This is a genomic window from Bacillus cereus group sp. BfR-BA-01355, from assembly GCF_022663675.1.
Classification (GTDB): domain Bacteria; phylum Bacillota; class Bacilli; order Bacillales; family Bacillaceae_G; genus Bacillus_A; species Bacillus_A thuringiensis_S.
This window is the reverse complement of the sequence record NZ_JAKUFY010000515.1, coordinates 1-213: the sequence shown is the minus strand read 5'-3', so window position 1 is coordinate 213 and position 213 is coordinate 1. Positions and strand designations below refer to the sequence as shown.

Below are 213 nucleotides of genomic sequence, written 5' to 3'. Positions count from 1 at the left end.
AAAGCGAAGTCGATTTTAGAGCAAAAGAAATCTGGAAAATTAACGCATGAGCAAGCAAAAGAAGAATTAACAAAATTAGGTGTGAAACTTCCAGAAAAAGAGAAGCGTGAAGACATCTTTGCGGGATTAGATGAAGCAACAAAAACAAAAGCAAAAGCGATTTTAGACAATGAAAAGAAACAATTAGAGGAATTAAATGTGGATCTTCCGCAT

1 pseudogene is annotated in these 213 nt (G+C 34.3%); it reads left to right on the top strand.

The window, feature by feature from the left end:
• Positions 1–213: pseudogene (locus MR167_RS32720) on the top strand (hypothetical protein); the annotation flags it as partial.